At 73.0% G+C, this 14,924-nt stretch carries 11 protein-coding genes; 6 read left to right on the forward strand and 5 right to left on the reverse strand.

The window, feature by feature from the left end:
- The first annotated feature begins 47 nt into the window (after window positions 1–47).
- Window positions 48–1,238, forward strand: a complete 1,191-nt coding sequence (locus LUM46_RS02545) for a zinc-dependent alcohol dehydrogenase (protein WP_274992101.1) — start codon at window positions 48–50, stop codon at window positions 1,236–1,238.
- Between the two features lie 24 nt (window positions 1,239–1,262).
- Here the strand turns inward: LUM46_RS02545 and LUM46_RS02550 are convergent, their stop codons facing one another.
- Window positions 1,263–1,913 carry a UdgX family uracil-DNA binding protein gene (locus LUM46_RS02550; RefSeq protein ID WP_274992102.1) on the reverse strand — a complete coding sequence of 217 codons (651 nt, stop codon included), beginning with the start codon at window positions 1,911–1,913 and terminating at the stop codon, window positions 1,263–1,265.
- 165 nt (window positions 1,914–2,078) lie between these two features.
- Here LUM46_RS02550 and LUM46_RS02555 point away from each other — a divergent pair, with 165 nt between their 5' ends.
- The 5 genes from LUM46_RS02555 (at window position 2,079) to LUM46_RS02575 (ending at window position 10,362) form a co-directional block, all read left to right on the forward strand.
- Window positions 2,079–3,587: a BadF/BadG/BcrA/BcrD ATPase family protein gene (locus LUM46_RS02555; RefSeq protein ID WP_274992644.1), complete on the forward strand. Its 1,509-nt coding sequence runs from the start codon at window positions 2,079–2,081 to the stop codon at window positions 3,585–3,587.
- Between the two features lie 89 nt (window positions 3,588–3,676).
- A complete protein-coding gene (locus LUM46_RS02560; RefSeq protein WP_274992104.1) occupies window positions 3,677–4,729 on the forward strand; it encodes a DUF4037 domain-containing protein in 1,053 nt (350 codons plus the stop codon).
- 56 nt (window positions 4,730–4,785) lie between these two features.
- Window positions 4,786–6,333 (forward strand): DUF3375 domain-containing protein, encoded by a 1,548-nt coding sequence (locus LUM46_RS02565; protein ID WP_274992105.1) that lies wholly within the window; start codon window positions 4,786–4,788, stop codon window positions 6,331–6,333.
- A complete protein-coding gene (locus LUM46_RS02570; RefSeq protein WP_274992106.1) occupies window positions 6,326–7,000 on the forward strand; it encodes a DUF4194 domain-containing protein in 675 nt (224 codons plus the stop codon). Before LUM46_RS02565 ends, LUM46_RS02570 begins: the two co-directional genes overlap by 8 nt.
- Window positions 6,997–10,362, forward strand: a complete 3,366-nt coding sequence (locus LUM46_RS02575) for an ATP-binding protein (RefSeq protein ID WP_274992107.1) — start codon at window positions 6,997–6,999, stop codon at window positions 10,360–10,362. The genes LUM46_RS02570 and LUM46_RS02575 overlap by 4 nt, the downstream gene beginning before the upstream one ends.
- 15 nt (window positions 10,363–10,377) lie before the next feature.
- Here the strand turns inward: LUM46_RS02575 and LUM46_RS02580 are convergent, their stop codons facing one another.
- The 4 genes from LUM46_RS02580 to LUM46_RS02595 form a co-directional block, all read right to left on the reverse strand.
- On the reverse strand, window positions 10,378–11,022 hold the full coding sequence (locus tag LUM46_RS02580) for a M15 family metallopeptidase (RefSeq protein WP_274992108.1): 645 nt from the start codon (window positions 11,020–11,022) through the stop codon (window positions 10,378–10,380).
- Window positions 11,023–11,119: 97 nt separating this feature from the next.
- Window positions 11,120–12,211, reverse strand: coding sequence for a sensor histidine kinase (locus LUM46_RS02585; protein WP_274992109.1), 1,092 nt, complete (start codon window positions 12,209–12,211; stop codon window positions 11,120–11,122).
- 10 nt (window positions 12,212–12,221) lie between these two features.
- Window positions 12,222–12,905: a response regulator transcription factor gene (locus LUM46_RS02590; RefSeq protein WP_274992111.1), complete on the reverse strand. Its 684-nt coding sequence runs from the start codon at window positions 12,903–12,905 to the stop codon at window positions 12,222–12,224.
- A gap of 176 nt (window positions 12,906–13,081) precedes the next feature.
- Window positions 13,082–14,851, reverse strand: a complete 1,770-nt coding sequence (locus LUM46_RS02595) for an ABC transporter ATP-binding protein (protein WP_274992113.1) — start codon at window positions 14,849–14,851, stop codon at window positions 13,082–13,084.
- Window positions 14,852–14,924 lie beyond the last annotated feature (73 nt).

Raw genomic sequence — 14,924 nt, forward strand, 5'->3', positions numbered from 1 at the left:
ACACATCCCTACGACACATCCCTACGGCACGGCAGGAGGACCCGACGATGAGAGCACTCACGTGGCAGGGCAGGGAGCACGTCAGCGTCGAGACGGTCCCCGATCCGCGGATCGTGGAGCCGAACGACGCGATCGTCCGCGTGACCTCGACGGCGATCTGCGGGTCCGACCTGCACCTGTACAGCGTGCTGGGGGCGTTCCTCGACAGCGGTGACGTGCTCGGGCACGAGGCGATGGGCGTGGTCGAGGAGGTCGGCCCGGAGGCCGGCGACCTCCGTGTCGGAGACCGCGTCGTGGTGCCGTTCGGGATCGCCTGCGGGCACTGCTGGATGTGCCGGCACGGCCTGCAGTCCCAGTGCGAGACCACCCAGGTCACCGCCGAGGACAGCGGCGCGGCGCTGTTCGGCTACACCAAGCTCTACGGGCAGGTGCCCGGCGGCCAGGCGGAGTACCTCCGGGTGCCGCAGGCGCAGTACGGCCCCGTCGTCGTGCCCGACGACGGCGAGCCCGACGAACGCTACCTGTACCTCTCGGACGTGCTGCCCACGGCGTGGCAGGCGGTCGAGTACGCGCAGGTGCCCGACGGCGGGTCGGTGGTCGTGCTCGGTCTCGGCCCGATCGGCCAGATGGCGGCCCGGGTGGCCGCCCACCGCGGAGCCGGGCTCGTGATCGGCGTGGACCTGGTGCCCACGCGCCTCGCGATGGCGGCGAAGCACGGTGCCACCGTGCTCAACTCCCAGCGGGAGGACATCCTCGGCGCCGTCCGAGACCTCACCGGGGGGCGTGGCGCCGACGCGGTGATCGACGCCGTCGGCATGGAGGCGCACGGTTCCCCGCTCGCCGAGGCCATGCAGAAGGCCGCGGGGCTCCTGCCCGACGCCGTCGGCCGGCCGCTGATGAAGAAGGCGGGCACGGACCGTCTCGCCGCGCTCTACTCGGCGATCGAGCTGGTGCGCCGCGGCGGCGTCATCTCCCTCTCCGGGGTGTACGGCGGCGTGCGGGACCCGCTGCCGATGCTGCGGCTGTTCGACAAGCAGGTGACGATCCGGCAGGGGCAGGCCAACGTGCGGCGCTGGACCGATGACCTGCTCCGGCTCGTGGCCGACCCGGCCGACCCGCTCGGTGTGCTCGACCTCGAGACCCACCGCTGGCCGCTCGAACGCGCGCCGGAGGCGTACGCCATGTTCCAGCGCAAGGAGGACGGCTGCGTGAAGGTGGTGCTCGACCCGGCTGCCTGAGCAGGGCCTGCCCGAGCGCGACCCTCAGGCGGCCGCCTCCGCCGCGGTCCGCAGGTCCGCGACGAACGCGTCGAACGTCTCGCCGAAATCCGCCCGGTCGCGCAGCCGCAGCAGCGCGGACGGGTGCGTGGTGATCAGCACGTCGTGCGACTCGCCGTCGAGCACCTGCCCGCGCTCGGCGCCGATCCGCACCTGGCGCCCCAGCACCGCCCGCGCCGCCGTCGCACCCAGCGCGACCACCACCCGCGGCCGCACCGCCGACAGCTCCGCCTCCAGCCACGGGACGCACGCCCGGATGTGCGCGACGTCGGGCTTCTTGTGCAGCCGTCGCTTGCCCCGCTCGGTGAACCGGAAGTGCTTGACGGCGTTGGTCACGTACACCTCGTCGGGGTCCATGCCCGCGGCGTGCAGCGCGTCGGCCAGCACCCGCCCGGCCGGACCGACGAACGGCTCGCCCTCCTGGTCCTCGCGGTCGCCCGGCTGCTCGCCGACCAGGGCCAGGGCGGCGTCGTCCGGGCCGGACGAGAAGACCGCCTGGGTCGCCGGGCCCCACAGCTCGCAGCCCCGGCAGTCGTGCACCGCCCGGGCGAGCGCCCCGACGTCGGCGCTCGCGGGCACCCACTCCTGGGCGCCCGGACGAGCGGGCTTGGTTCCGGCCGTTTCGGCTCGTGGCACGGGACACCTCCTCGGCTTCCTGCTCCTCAGCCTGTCGCGTCTCCAGCCTGTCGCGACCGCGGTCCGCTCGCTACGCGAGCCGAGAGGCCGGGCAACCGAGGGAGTGCATATGACACTCCACGCATAGCGGACCGGGTGATATCGAGGGAGTATGACCCGGTGCCGATGGTCACTGGTCAACAACACAAAGCGGAGATCCCCGGAGCGGACGCCGGGGTAGCTGGTGTCGACATCGGAGGGACGGGGTCACGCCTGCGGGTCGACACCGGCCGGCCCGGCGGGGTCTTCGAGCTCATGGGTCCGCCCGCCGGCGTCGTCGCCGGGCGTTCGACGGTGCCGGACGTCGTGCGCAACCTGTGCCGCGGCTTCGCCAGCGAGTTCGGCGGACGCCCCCGGGTCGCGGCCGCGGCCGTCGGGATGCGCGGGTTCCGCTCCCAGACGCAGGCCGGGAGCCTCGACCCGAACCGCGTGCACGACATCCTCGCGGAGGAGCTGCGCACCACCGCGACCGCCGTGTCGAGCGACGCCGTCACGGCGCACCTGGGCGCCCTCGGCCCGGGGCCGGGGGCCACCCTCGCGGTCGGGACCGGTGCCGTGGCCGTGGCGTGCGACGACGTCGGCAGGTGGCACCTCGCGGACGGGATGGGTCCGCACGTCGGCGACAACGGTGGTGGGGCGTGGATCGGCCGCCGCGGGCTCGACGCCGCGGCTCGGTCGATGGACGGCCGGCGCATGGGTGCGTCGCCGACCCTCGTCCACGCCGCCGAGCAGCACTTCGGACGGCGGGAGCGGTGGACGGACGTCACCGACGTGTCCCTGTTCGCCGGGTTCGCGCCCGAGGTCATCAGCGCGGCGAGCCGCGGTGACGTCGCGTGCCGCGAGATCCTCGACGAGGCCGCCCGGTCGCTGGCGGACGGGCTGTGCGCCGTGCTGAGCCATCCCGGTGTCGAGCCGATCGCGGTGACCACGGGGAAGCTCCTGATGCACGCGCCGTCGTTCCGGTCGATGGTGCTCCAGCACCTCCTGGAGAAGCGCGACGACGTGCGGGTGCGGCCCAGTGCCGGACTGCCGCTCGACGGCGCGCTGAGCCTGGCCAGGATGCTGGCCGCCCACCCGGCGGTCGTCCGGGAGCACGTTCCCCTGCTGGCGGTCCGGATCGGTGCGGCGGACTGGCTGGACGACTCCATCACCATGCCGCGCGTGGCCCTCCCGGTCGTCCGGCCGATGCGGGCGGAGGCCGAGCCCACGGCGTGGGCCGTCGAGGTCCGGTCGGACTTCGAGTGGTCGGCCGACCAGCTGTTGGAGGACATGGACGGACCGACGGCGCCCACCGCCGCCGTCGTGCCCCTAACCGGCGCCCGCCTGGTGGTCGGTCGCGCATCGCGCAGCCGCGGTGTCGTGCCCGACATCGTCTGTGAGGACACCGGCGTCTCCCGTCGGCACTGTGAGCTCGCCTGGGTGGAGGGCGGCTGGAGCGTCATCGACCTCGGGTCGGCCAACGGGACCTACGTCGCGCCGCGCGGCGAGGCGGTCCCGGCGGAGCCGTTGCGGTCGGGGGAGCGGCGCTGGCTGGCCGACGGCGACCGCATCTACGTCGGCGGCTGGACCTGTCTGACGGCGCGGGCCGTCACCGCGAACGTGCGGCCGACGGCCGATCGGGTCGCCGGCAGGTGAGGTAGACCACCTGCCGGCGGCCACCTGCGCGGGACGGGCGGGGACAGATTCATCTGGACCGCTCCCGGGTCGGCTCCTAGGTTGGCGGGATGTCCGGTATCGAGCTCGCCCGCGCCTACTGGGCCGACGTCGTCCGTCCGATCCTGGACCGGAAGGTGCCCGACGTGCCGAGGGCGGCCGGGCGCCTCGGTACCGGCTCGGACGTGCTGGGCCTCGACGACGCCACGTCCCGCGATCACGACTGGGGGCTGCGCCTGACGGTGCTGGTCCCCGCTGACCGGGTCGCGGAGGTCGACGAGGTCCTGACCACGTCGCTCCCCTCGGCCTATCGAGGACGGCCGACGGCGTTCCCGCTGACCTGGGACCCGACCGTCCGGCACCGGGTCGAGGTGGCGACGCCGGCGGAGCTGGTGCGGTCGCGCACCGGGCTCGTCACCGGGCTCGTCATCGCTCCCGGCACTGCTCCCGGTACCGCCGCCCTGAGCGTCACCGACTGGCTGTCCCTCACCGGGCAGTCCGTGCTGGAGATCACGGCCGGCCCGGTGTTCGAGGACACGTCCGGCGAGATCACCGCCCTGCGCGACCTGTTCGCCTGGTACCCGCACGACGTGTGGCTGCACGTCCTGGCGGCCGACTGGAACCGGATCGAGCAGGAGCTGCCGTTCGTGGGCCGCACGGGGCAGCGCGGTGACGACCTCGGCTCCCGGCTGCTCGCCGCACGGCTGAGCACGGCGCTGGTCCGGCTCGGGTTCCTGCTGGAGCGGCGCTGGCCGCCGTACCCCAAGTGGGCGGGGACCCTGTTCGAGCGGCTGCCCGTGGCGCCGTCTGCCGGTGGGCACCTGGCGGACGCGCTCGCCGCACCGACCTGGCAGGCGCGGGACGCGGCCCTGCGCGCGGCGTGCGAGGCGCTGCACGACCGGCAGCGCGCCGTCGGGCTGCCGGTGCTGGAGGGGGCGGCCTGCGAGCCGTTCTTCGACCGGCCCTTCACCGGGCTGCGTGGGGTGCCGGAGGTGCTGCGCGCGGCGATCACGGACCCGGAGGTGCGGGCGCTGTCGCACCGCGGGGGAGTCGAGCAGTGGGTCGACGACGTCGGCACGCTCACCGACCCCGGCGTGCGCGCCCGGCTGACGACCTGCAGCTGACGACCTGTGGATGACGGCGCGGTGAATGTCGCCGGTCCGACGTACCCTGACCGGCGATGATTACTCGTGCAGAGGGTGCGTACCTGGGCGCGCTCCGGGCTTTCCAGGAGCCGATGCTGGACCTGCTTCACCGGAGGTATGCCCCGCTCGTCGTGTCGCTGCTGTCCCTGGTGTTCACACCCGAGCGCCCGACGGTCCCGGTGGCGGAGGCGCACACCGAGATCGGCGACGCGCTCGACCAGCTGCGGGCGCAGGGGTACGAGCGGGGCGCCGACGGCACCCGCGCCATCCCGCTCGGCAGTGCCCGGGAGCTGTGCCGGCAGTGGTCCGACGTCGGCTGGCTGAAGCGCCAGATCATCGACGGGGACGTCGAGGTCTACCAGCTCTCGGCGCACGCCGTCGGGGCGCTGGAGGTCGCGGGGCGGGCCGGCGGCACGCGGGCCCGCGTCTCGGAGTCGCGGGTACGGACGCTCCTGGACGCCGTCGAGCGGCTGGCGCAGGACGCCGACCCGGACGTGCTGGTCCGGATGTCCCGCCTGGACACGCAGATCAGGCGGCTCCAGGAGGAGCTGGACCGGATCCAGCGCACGGGCGAGGTCGCCGAGGTGGAGGACGAGATCCTGCTGGAGGAGGCGGAGAACGTCCTGCACCTGGTCCGCGAGCTGCCCGCGGACTTCGCGCGCGTCGCGGAGTCGATCAGGGCGATGCAGCGGGACGTGGTGACGGCGCTGCGGCAGGACGAGCGGCCGTCGGGCGACGTCCTGCGCGAGTACCTGGAGCGGGGCGAGCAGGTGATGAACGCGACGCCGGAGGGCCGGGCGTTCGCGGGCGCGCTGCGGCTGATCGGCGACCCGGAACGCATCGACGAGCTGTCGGTACAGCTCGACACGGTCCTGCGGCACCGCTTCACGGGAAGCCTGCCCGGGCACCAGCGTGCCGAGCTGCGGGACGTCGCGCGCCGCATCGAGCAGGGAGTCGCGGAGGTCATCAAGGCCCAGCGCCAGGCGTCCCACGTCATCACGACCCAGGTCCGCAACCACGACCCGCTGCGCGACCGGCAGGTCGACGAGCTGCTGCGCGAGGTCATGATCGGCTTCCAGGCGTGGATGCCGTCGACCCGCCGGAGCCAGGACGTGGACCCGGTGCGGCGCCTTCCGGTCGCCGACGTCACGCACCTGCGTCAGTCCACGAGCGACCTGAGCCCGCCCCAGCCGCCCGTCCCGCTGCAGGTGCTGGACGACGACGGCGACACCGGCCTGGAGGACGGCGCCCGCGAGTGGGGCGGCCCGCACTACGCGGAGCTGCGCGACCACCTCGCGTCCTTCGCCGACGCCCATCACGGCCACGACGGCAACGACGGCGTGGACCTCGCAGCGGTGTTCACCGCGGCACCCCAGCACATCCGCCGGCCCGTCGACCTGCTCGGGCTGCTGGAGATCGCGCACCACGACGGCATGACCGAGACCGACCACGTAGCCCTCGTCGAGGCCGTCCGGCCCGACGGGTCGCGCCGGAGGTTCGCGTTCGGCGGCGTGACAGTACGGGCCACGGAAGACAGCACGGAAGACACCGAGCAAGACACCAGGGAAGACACAGATGACTGAGACCACCGTCGAGCAGCACCCACCCGCAGAGGCGACCGGCGGCGGGTTCATCGACCCGGTGCCGATGGAGGAGGACCCCGCCCAGCTGTTCGCGGGCGACTCCGGGACCCTCGACGCGGCGGTGCGGCGGGTGCTGGTCCGGTTGCTGCAGCGCCGGTTCCTGGTCGCCGCCCGGAACAGGTCGCAGTGGCGCACGCTCCTGGAGAACCAGCAGGTGATCGAGTCGCGGCTGCACGACCTGTTCGTGCACCTCGTCGTCGACCACGACCGGGGCATCGCGTACAAGAAGCAGGTGCGGTCGGCCGAGCTCGACGTCCCGATCCTGCTGAAGGACGACCCGTACAGCCGGGCCGAGACGCTGGTCCTCGTCCACCTGCGCACCGTCTTCCAGCGGGAGCGGGGCGCCGGGGAGGCGTCGGTCCGGGTGGACGTCGAGGAGGTCGAGCAGACGGTGCTGACCTTCTTCGACCCCGACGACAAGAACCTGGCCGCCCGCCAGACGGAGATCCGCAACGCCGTGCGGCGGCTGGAGAAGGAAGGGCTCATCGAGGAGGAGTCCGAGGGCCGGTACCGCGTCACCCCGCTGGTCGAGATCGTGCTCAGCAACGAACGTCTCGTCGAGCTGCGCGAGTGGCTGCGCCGCCAGAACGAGGAGGACCAGCGATGACCATGATCGACACCCTGTTCGGGATGATCCCCGCCACCTCGACCGGGCAGCAGTGGGTGGCACGCGACCTCCAGCTGGTCAACTGGGGCGGGTACGACGGCCACCACCGGGTGCGCCTCGCCCCGACGGCGACCCTGCTCTCCGGCAGCTCGGGCTCGGGCAAGTCGACGCTGATGGACGCCTACATCGCACTCCTCATGCCGCACACCACGCCCTTCAACGGCGCCTCGAACGGCAGCGTCGTCGGCCGCCCGCGCGGCAAGGACCAGCGCAACATCCTGTCGTACGCGCGCGGCAAGATCGACGAGTCGCGGACCGACGACGGCACCCGCCACCGCGTGCTGCGCGGCGACGGGCGCGACACCTGGTCCGCGATAGCGATGACCTGGGCGGACCAGTCCGGCACCCGCTTCACCGCCGTCCGCGCCTGGTACATCCCCGCCGCCGCCCGCACGCTCGAGGAGGTCACCGCGCTGCGGGCCACCTGCGAGGGGGACTTCGACCTGCGCGACCTCGAAGCGGCGGCGGCGCAGCGGCTCGCACGGACCGCCGTCACCCACGCCGGGCTGGCCTCCTTCGACACCGACCGGGAGTTCACCGCCCGCCTGCACTCGACGCTCGGTATCGGCGCCTCGGGCGACGGCAACAAGGCCGTCGCGCTGCTCGGCCGCATCCAGGCCGGCCAGCAGATCACCACCGTCGACGCCCTGTACAAGGCGATGGTCCTGGAGGAGCCCGACACCCTGGCCAAGGCTGACGAGGTCGTCGAGCACTTCGACGAGCTCGCCGGCACCCGCGAGCAGATGATCACCGCCCGCCAGCAGGTGGGCGCACTCTCGTCCATCCGCGAGCACCACGCGGCCATCGGCGGCGCGAGCGAGCGGCTCCGCGTCATCGACGAGATCGGCTCCTTCGCCGACGCCGCGTCACCCGCCGCGCTCTGGCGGCACGAGCGGCGCCTCGGCCTGCTGCGCGCCGTCGAGCACGACCTCCAGACCGGGCAGCGCGAGGCACTGGCGCGCGCGGAGGAGACCGGCGCCCGGATCACCGCGGCCAAGTCGGAGCTGGACGGGGTGCAGGAGACACTCCGCGCATCCGGCGGCGACCGCCTCGCCACCGCGCAGCGCGAGCTGAAGGGCGTCGACGCGCGGCTCACCGACGTCGTGCGCGCCCGCGGCAGGCTGGACCGCGCCCTGGGCGTGCTGGACACGTCCGTCTCCACGGAGGCCGAGTTCTCCGCGGTGTCCGCCCGCGCCAGGGCCGCCCTGGACGACGCCGGCGCGAAGAAGGCGGCACGCGACGCGTTCGGCGAGGCGATGTCGGCGCGCAACGCCGCCCGCACCCGCCTGACCGAGCTCGAGGCGGAGCGGACGGCCGCCGCCGAGCGGCGGGGCAACATCCCCGACCACCTCCACCGCGCCCGCGCCGCGCTGGCTGACGCCGCCGGGCTCACCCCCGAGGACCTGCCCTTCGTCGGCGAGCTCCTGGAGGTCCGGACCGAGTTCGAGCCCTGGCGCGGCGCCTTCAACCTGGCGCTCGGCGGCTTCGCGACCAAGATGCTCATCGACACCGCCCGCATCCAGGCGTTCCGCAAGGCCATCGACAGCGTCCCGACGTCCACCCGGGTCCGGTTCGAGGGCGTGCCTACCGGGGTGCGCGACGACGTCCGGCTCGACTCCCGGACTCTCCCGGGCCGCCTCGACGTGCGGAGCGGACCCTTCGCGGGCTGGCTCAAGCACGAGCTGGCGCAGCGCTTCGCCTACGTCTGCGTGGACACGCCCGGGCAGCTCGCCCAGCACAAGATGGCGCTCACCCGCTCCGGCCAGCAGTCCGAAGGCCACCGCGGTGCGCACGGCGGCAACCTGCGCGGGAACGTCCTCGGCTTCACCAACGGCCGGCTGCTGGCCGACCTCGACGAGCAGATCGGCCGGGCCCGACAGCACCTCGCGGACGTCGAGCAGCGCGTGGCCGACGCCGACGCGCAGCTCAACCGGCACGACGACGAGCTCGACGCCTACCGGACGGTCATCGGGCTGACCTGGGACCAGGTGGACGTCGTCGCGGTCGAGGCCGAGCAGGCGCGCTGGGCCAAGGCCATCGAGGAGGTCACCGCCGGCAACCCCGAGATCTCCCGCCTGCGCGAGCAGGCCGGCACGCTCGAGACGCTGATCGACGGCCTCAACCAGGAGCTCGGCAAGACCAACGCCCAGGCCGGGACGCTCACGGACCGCTGGGCAGAGGTCACCGACGAGGTCGACACCGCCCAGCAGGCCCTCGACGACGCCGAGGAGGCGGGCGTCGCCGTCGGGCCGGACCAGCACGCCTACCTCGACGGCCTGTTCCGCGCCGCCGACGCCGACACCACGGACGGCGGCGCGGCCGCGGCGCTCGCCGCCTTCGACGGTGCGCTGCGGCAGGCCACCGAACGGCTCAAGGCCGACCGGGAAGCCGCACAGGTCGCGCTCGGCACCGCGCGGGAGGCGTTGCGCAGGACGTTCGAGAACTTCAAGGAGCGCTGGCAGGACCCCAACCTGGGGACCGACCCGGAGGCATCGTTCGGCGACTACGACCGGATCCTGACGGACCTGGAGACGAACGGCCTCCACGAGCTCGAGGCCGACTGGCGCAACAGCCTCCTGCGGCTGTCCGGGAACGACCTCGCCGACCTGCACAGTGCCCTGGCGGGCTCCGTCCGCGAGATCAAGGAGCGGATCGGCCCGGTCAACGAGATCCTGGCGGACCTACCGTTCGCCGACGACCGGCACCGGCTCCGCATCGACGCGCGGGACAACCAGTCCTCCGTCGTCGGGGCGTTCCGCAAGGAGCTGCGCACGCTGCGCGACTCTCTGTCGCAGGAAGCCACCGACGCGGAGCGCGAGCGCCGCTACCTGCGGATGGCCCGGGTGATCGACCGCATCCGCCGGACCGCACCGGACTTCGCCGACCTCGTGGACGTGCGCCGGCACGTGCGGCTCAGCGCCGAGAAGGTGGACCTCGACGGTAACCACGTGGCGCACTACGACGGCATCGGCGAGAAGTCGGGTGGTGAGTCCCAGGAGCTGGTCGCCTTCATCGTCGGCGCGGCCCTGCGGTACCAGCTGGGCGACGCCGGGGCCGAGCGGCCCCGCTACGCGCCGGTGTTCCTGGACGAGGCCCTCATCAAGGCCGACGCGAGGTTCACCGGCCGGGCCGTCGGCGCGTGGCGCGGCCTGGGCTTCCAGCTCGTCATCGGGGCGCCGAACGACAAGTACAGCGCCCTGGAGCCGCACGTCGACATGAAGTACATCGTGCTCAAGGACACCTCGGGCCGGTCCCGGACGAAGGCGGTGGCAGGCATCGAGATCCCGGCAGAGCCGGCCTGACGACGGGCCGGCGCGTCACCCCGCGCTGTCCTCCAGCATCGGCGGGCAGGTGCTGCCGGGCTCGGTCAGGAGCTCGAAGTGCCAGATCTCGTTCGCGTACACCTGGCACAGCCCGTAGTCGGCGCCGTGCTGGATCAGCCAGTAGTCGGCCTCGGTCGGCCCGATGTCGACGGCGTTGCCGCCGATGTGCCGGGAGGTCTCGGGCGAGGCGACGACGCGGCGGGCGGCCTCCAGGCTGCCGTGCTTCCGGACGGCCGCGTCGAGCAGCTGCTGCTGGTAGGCGGCGCTGCGCCAGCCGCTGGTGATCCAGAAGTCGATGTCGTCGGCCGCCGCGTCGGTGACGGCCTGGCGGACGGCGTCGGCGAGCGCCGGGTCGAGGCCCGTGATCGCGGGGAGGTCGTCGTCGAGCGTCGCCACACCGTCGGGTATCTCGCCGCCTTCCACGCCGGTCGCGCCGGACGCCGCCGGGCCGCGGTCCAGCGCGTCGTCGACGGCCCGGACGACCGGCGAGTCGGCGCGGTCGAGCAGGGGGTAGATGCCGAAGACGGCGGCGAGGACGGTCACGCCGACGACGGCGGCCGCCATCGGGCGCCGGTCCGTCCGGGGTGCGCGCTGGGTGCTGACGTGGGCCGGGGGCTGGGTGAGCTGCTGTCGAACCATGCCCACAGCCCACCGGGGGCGGCGTTGTCACGGTGTCTGCGTTTTTTGATACGGCCGCGATATGCCGGCGTGCGCGTTCGTCGGTGGCGCGCGTTCGTCAGGCGTGCGCCGTCGGCAGCAGCACCGTGACGCGGAGTCCGCCGTCGGGCCGCGGGGTGAGGGTGAGCGTGCCGTCGTGGGCGGTGACGATGCTCCTGACGATCGCCAGGCCGAGGCCGACACCCGCGTGGTCGCCATGCACCCGTCCGGTCCCGCGCTGGAACGGCTCGGTGAGGGTCGAGACGAGGCGCGGGGTGAGCATCTCGCCGGTGTTCTCGACGGTGAGCGCCACGGTCCCGGGGCGGACGCCGGTCGTGACCCACACGCTGCCGTGCTCGGGGCGGTTGTGGACTATCGCGTTGTGGACGAGGTTGGTCGTCATCTGCAGCAGGAGCGCGTACGAACCGGTGGCGGGGGCGACGTCGCCGGAGGTCTCGATGGTGAGGCCCCGTTTCTCGGCCAGCGGGAGGAGCGTCTCGGAGGCCTCTTCCGCGATCAGGGACAGGTCGACGTGCTCCGTGGTGAAGGATCGCCGGTCGGCGCGGCTGAGCACGAGCAGCGCCTCGGTGAGGTCGATCGCCCGGGTGTTGACGTACCGGAGGCGCTCGACCAGCTCGCCGGTGTCGCGCGCCGGGTCGTCGCGTGCGACCTCGAGCAGGGTCTGGGTGATCGCCAGCGGGGTGCGCAGCTCGTGGGAGGCGTTGGCGGCGAATCTCTGCTGCTCGGCGATGTGGGCCTCGAGCTGTGCCAGCATGCCGTCGAACGTGTCGGCCAGCTCGCGGAACTCGTCCTGGCGGCCCTCCAGCTGGATCCGGTGGGACAGTGATCCGTCCGTGGCCAGGCGCGCGGCACGGGTGATGCGCCGCAGCGGGCTGAGCATACGTCCGGCGAGGATCCACCCGCCGAGCAGCCCGAACACCAGCAGGAACGCCAGTGCGGCCATCGCCCGCGGGAAGAAGGCGCGCGTCAGGTCCTCCTGGTCGGGGATGAACACCGAACCGAGGCGGTCACCGGGCACCGGCCCGCCGGGGGTGTAGATGTCCTCGGGCACGTACCGCAGCAGGAACACCCACACCACCGCGAGCAGCAGGACGCTGGCGATCATGAGGAACCCGGCGTAGCTGAGGGTGAGCTTGAGCCGGACGCTCATCCCGGGCGGCCTATCCACGGTCGGCGCCCTCCTGCCCGGTGTCGATGCGGTAGCCGACGCCGGGCACGGTGGCGATGATCCAGGGTTCGCCGAGCCGTTTGCGCAGTGCCGAGACCGTGATCCGCACGGCGTTGGTGAACGGGTCGGCGTTCTCGTCCCAGGCCCGCTCGAGCAGCTCCTCGGCGCTGACGACGCCACCCCCGGCGGCGACGAGGACCTCGAGCACGGCGAACTGCTTCCTGGTCAGCGCGACGTAGCGACCGTCCCGGTAGACCTCGCGGCGGAAGGGGTCGAGCCGGACGCCCGCGATCTCGCTGACCGGGGGCCGGGCCACCACGCGCCTGCGGTCGAGCGCCCGCAGGCGCAGGACGAGCTCGCGGAGCTCGAACGGCTTGGTGAGGTAGTCGTCGGCGCCGAGCTCGAACCCGGAGGCCTTGTCGTCGATCCGGTCGGCGGCGGTCAGCATGAGGATCGGGATGCCGCTCCCGGAGGCGACGATGCGCCGGGCGACCTCGTCGCCGGACGGGCCGGGGATGTCGCGGTCGAGGACCGCGAGGTCGTAGGAGTTGATGCTGAGCAGCTCCAGGGCGGAGTCGCCGTCGCCGGCGATGTCGGCGGCGATGGCCTCCAGCCGCAGGCCGTCACGGACCGCTTCGGCCAGGTAGGGCTCGTCCTCCACGATCAGCACGCGCATACCGGCAGCCTAGGTCGTGAGCGCGGGTCCGGCGGCGGGACCTGCGGCGGGACACGGCTCATGTGCCCAGTGCAGACCATGAGCTGTTGCGGTGGCGTATCTGCTTCTTGAGACACGGACGATATGCCGGATGTGGTGGGCTGCCGTGGGGTCTGGTGCGCGGCCGGCGTGCCGGGTCAGCTCGCCTGGGAGGCGTGCAGGCGCGCGTAGCGGCCGCCGCGTGCGAGCAGGGCGTCGTGCGTACCCTGCTCGACGATCCGGCCGTGCTCCAGCACGACGATGCGGTCGGCCTGCCGGATCGTCGACAGCCGGTGCGCGACCACCAGGGTCGTCCGCCCGCGCATCAGACGGCCGAGCGCCTCCTTCACAAGGGTCTCCGACTCGGTGTCCAGGGCGCTGGTCGCCTCGTCGAGCAGCAGGATGCGCGGGTCACGCACCAGGGCGCGGGCGATCGCGATGCGCTGCCGCTGACCGCCGGACAGCCGTGCTCCGCGCTCGCCGACGACGGTGTGCCACCCCTGGGGCTGCGCGTCCACGAAGTCGAGCGCGTTGGCGTCCCGCAGGGCGGCGCGGACGACGTCGTCGGGCGCGTCCGGCAGGCCGTAGGTGACGTTGTCACGGATGGTGCCCTCGAACAGCACGGACTCCTGCGGCACCACCGAGACGTGGCGGCGCACGGTGCGCAGGTCCAGCTCCTGCGCGTCGGTGCCGTCGACGAGCACCCGGCCCGACGTCGGGCGGACGAAGCCGAGCACCAGGTTGAGCAGCGTCGACTTGCCGGACCCGGACGAGCCGACGAACGCGACGGTCTCGCCCGCCGGGATCGTCAGGGTGACGTCGTGCAGGGCGTCGTCGTCCGAGCCGGGGTAGCGGTGCGACACGTGGTCCAGCGCCAGCTCGCCCGCCACGGCGTCGACGGTGCGGCGGCCCGCGTTCTCCTCCAGGTCCGGTTCCTCGAGGACCTCGGCGATCGAGCGGACGGACTCCATGCCACGCGCCGTCACCGGGATCAGCATGAGCAGCTGCGTGAGGCCCTGGGTGAGCAGCGTGAAATAGCTCGACAGCAGCACCACCTCGCCCGGCGTGACGGGCAGGAAGCCCGTGAGCGAGAAGATCGCGGCGAGCGCCAGGCAGGTGACGCCGAGCAGCTGCATGGTCACCCAGGACAGCGACGCGACACGCCCGTTGAGCATGTCGAGGTGCAGACCGGCGCGGCGGACGCCGTCGGCCCCCGCGGCGAGGCGGGTCACCGCCGTCTGCTCCAGGCCGTGCGCGCGCGTGATCGGGATGAGCGAGGCCATCTCGCCCACGCGGGAGGCGAAGCCCTCGACCTCGCGGCGGAAGTGCTCGTTGCGGTCGCGGGACCGGCGGGCCGTCGACCAGCGCATGCCGAGCGCGAGCGGCACGGCCAGGAGGTACACGGGCAGGAACTGGGGGACCTTGACGGCCGTCATCGTGAGGGCTCCGCCCAGCACCATGAGCGACGAGAGGAGCGGGTGCGTGACCTGCTGGAGCATGACCTCGATGTTCTCGACGTCGCGCACCACCTTGGTCTGCACCACCGACGAGCTGGCCCGGGAGTGGTACCCGATGGAGAGGCTCTGCAGACGGGCGGCGAGCGCGTTGCGCAGGTCGGCGCCGGTGTCGCGCACGACCGTCATGAAGTTGCGCGTGTAGACGAGGTGGTTCGGGAAGTTCTGCAGCAGCAGGGCTGCGGCGATCGCGAACCAGACGAGCACGTCGCGCACCGGTCCGCCCGTCGCCACGATGTCGATGACGGACGCCGTCACGACCGGCAGGAACCACATCGGGATCTCTTTGAGCGTGAACGCCCCGATCGCGACCGACATGCGCCCGGGGCGCCGGGCGAGCAGGCGCAGGACCGACCGGGCGGGCCGGGAGCTGTCGATCCGGACGTGGGAGGTAAGCGCTTTCTCAGCAGCCATGCCGCACATGCTATGCCGGTACCGGCCGGAGTGGAGGACGGGGCGAGGCCACTCTGTGCCAGGATGCGAGGGT

It is taken from the genome of Promicromonospora iranensis (assembly GCF_028994805.1).
Classification (GTDB): domain Bacteria; phylum Actinomycetota; class Actinomycetes; order Actinomycetales; family Cellulomonadaceae; genus Promicromonospora; species Promicromonospora iranensis.